The following is a 2,254-nucleotide window of genomic DNA, read 5'->3' on the forward strand; positions in this document are numbered from 1 at the left end:
CTAACATTTCACCAATACAATAATGATGAGGAATTACCTTCAATTCAAAACGCTCATTCAAAGCATCTAAAGGAACACCTCCTACGGTTGAGATAGCTTCATCGAGGGGAGCTTGTCCTGTAATTTGAAGAGGATAAATTTTTATTAAATGTGCCATATGTTTTTTGGAGAGGAACTCCTCTTTCGAGGTGATGGCTTTGAGTAAATTTATTTGAACCTTACTTAAACGGACATCCTTTTTCAAAATATCTGTCATTTTTGTTAAACGAGAATTTTGAAGTACATCTAACACCTTCTTTTTCGGCCAGCTGGGCTTAAAGTCTATTTCTAAGCAAGCACTCCCCTCTTTTTCCAAAGAATTTCTCAGGTCTGGACTCAAAGCATACACAGCGTTTCCTTCAATTCCATTTTCGGTAATAACTACCTCACCTTTTTGCGTTTGTCCACCTGCAGAATAGCTGCAATTCTTTAAGGGTTGTCCTGTGTTTTGAGCAATGAATTGTTTCTCCCAATCTACAGTATAAGCACAATTCGAAGCTTTGAAAGGAAGAACTTTCACCCCTTGTTTTTCAAAAGCATCTAACCAAGCTCCATCGGAACCGGTAATTTTCCAACTTCCTCCTCCCAAGGCAAAAACAACTTTATCTGCTTTCACCAAAGTATCCGGGGCAAACCTAAGCGCATGCTTTTCTCCCCATCCTATCCATTCGTGTTCATAAACAATTTCAACACCTTTTCCTTGCACGTATTCCAAAAGCGTGTTCAATACTTCAATAGGTTTGATATGATCTTCTGGATAAACCCTATGACTACTACCTATAATGGTCGGAATCCCTATCTCTTTTAACCAGTTTCGTAATTCGCCATTAGAAAAATGACGCAAGGCTGGCGCTAGAAATTCATAGGGAGTATAGCGTGCAATAAATTCGTCTATCGGTTCAGAATGAGTGAGGTTAAATCCACCTTTCCCAGCTACTAGAAACTTACGTCCACCCTGTTTTTTCTTTTCATAAATGGTAACCTGATATTTTGTAGTATCTACAAAAGCGGCGAAAAACAAGGCTGCAGGACCTAAACCTATTACTGCAATGGATTTTTTGGACATGTGGTAAAAATAAGCTTTTATTGAGCTTTGCCTAGAAAACATATTTCAAAATATGCAGATTTTATCGGCTTTTACTACATTCGCCACCGAAAATAAACAACATGAACACACCACTTTTAGAAGCACGTCTTCAACAACATTTTAACTTACCCACCTTATGGCTATTTTCCATTTTATTCTTTAATACAATTATTGAACATCAAAATACTTTATCGACAATAATCATTTGCTCGGGTTCGCTCTTCTTAATGATTCAAATGCACAAAGGATTTTATTCTGCTCTTTTCTTCGACAATGAAGTACAGGTAAATTTACTGATCAAGAAACAGCATATATTGTATGATGAAATTGATTTTGTTCGTATTAAAGGGTTTGGAATTGGTAAGAACTATAGAACCTTTATTTTTCTGAAGACGGGTAGTAAACTTGTTTTCACCGAAGACAACTTTTGGACAGAAGACCTTTGCAATGTGATGTATCAAAAAGGAGTTCGTATAGAGCTCGTTAAAAAAGCAAACGAAAACATTCGTTTTGATAAAGATTCTGAAAGATATTCGATTAAGTCTAGGCAACCCAGAAACGAAAAAGAGCACATCAGGAAAATGAAGATTTTTGCTTAAGACAATTCTTGATTTCCAACAATATCCTTCGTCGTTTGTTTCATTAAAAAGACTATTTTCAAATCAAAATAAAACAAGATGGCGAAAACGAAATTAAAGGGAGCTGAAGTTATGACTTCAGGCGATCTTCCTGAAGTGGGAAAAAAAGCTCCCAACTTTGAATTAATTGCGGGTGATTTATCACGTAAAAACCTAGAGGATTACAAAGGTCAGCGTTTGATCTTAAACATATTCCCTAGTGTAGATACAAGTACATGTGCAACATCCGTACGTACCTTCAATCAAAAAGCAGCACAATTAGACAACACAAAAGTATTGTGCATTTCTAGAGATTTACCCTTTGCTCAAAAAAGATTTTGCGGTGCAGAAGGAATTGAGAATGTTGAGATGTTATCCGACTACGCCAAAGGAAGTTTTGGAGCCGATTACGGTCTAGAAATAGAAAATGGAGCTCTTTATGCGCTGCATGCAAGAGCGATAGTTGTAGTAGATGAAAATGGAATTGTACAACATACGGAACTGGTTCCAG

At 36.8% G+C, this 2,254-nt stretch carries 3 protein-coding genes; 2 read left to right on the plus strand and 1 reads right to left on the minus strand.

Annotation, left to right across the window (positions count from 1 at the left end; all coding sequences use genetic code 11):
- The coding region (locus R3333_RS14140; RefSeq protein WP_318959416.1) for a TIGR03862 family flavoprotein at positions 1-1,105 on the minus strand (1,105 nt) is incomplete at its 3' end.
- Between the two features lie 101 nt (positions 1,106-1,206).
- On the opposite strand from R3333_RS14140, the gene R3333_RS14145 reads away from it, so the two are divergent.
- A complete protein-coding gene (locus R3333_RS14145; RefSeq protein ID WP_318959417.1) occupies positions 1,207-1,725 on the plus strand; it encodes a hypothetical protein in 519 nt (172 codons plus the stop codon).
- Between the two features lie 78 nt (positions 1,726-1,803).
- The coding region (gene tpx / locus R3333_RS14150; protein WP_318959418.1) for a thiol peroxidase at positions 1,804-2,254 on the plus strand (451 nt) is incomplete at its 3' end.

It is taken from the genome of Lishizhenia sp. (assembly GCF_033720595.1).
Taxonomy (GTDB): domain Bacteria; phylum Bacteroidota; class Bacteroidia; order Flavobacteriales_D; family Crocinitomicaceae; genus Lishizhenia.

Bases quoted from the DNA above. Each gene is read 5' to 3' on its own strand.
- R3333_RS14145 (WP_318959417.1), top strand. From the start codon at position 1,207: ATGAACACACCACTTTTAGAAGCACGTCTTCAACAACATTTTAACTTA.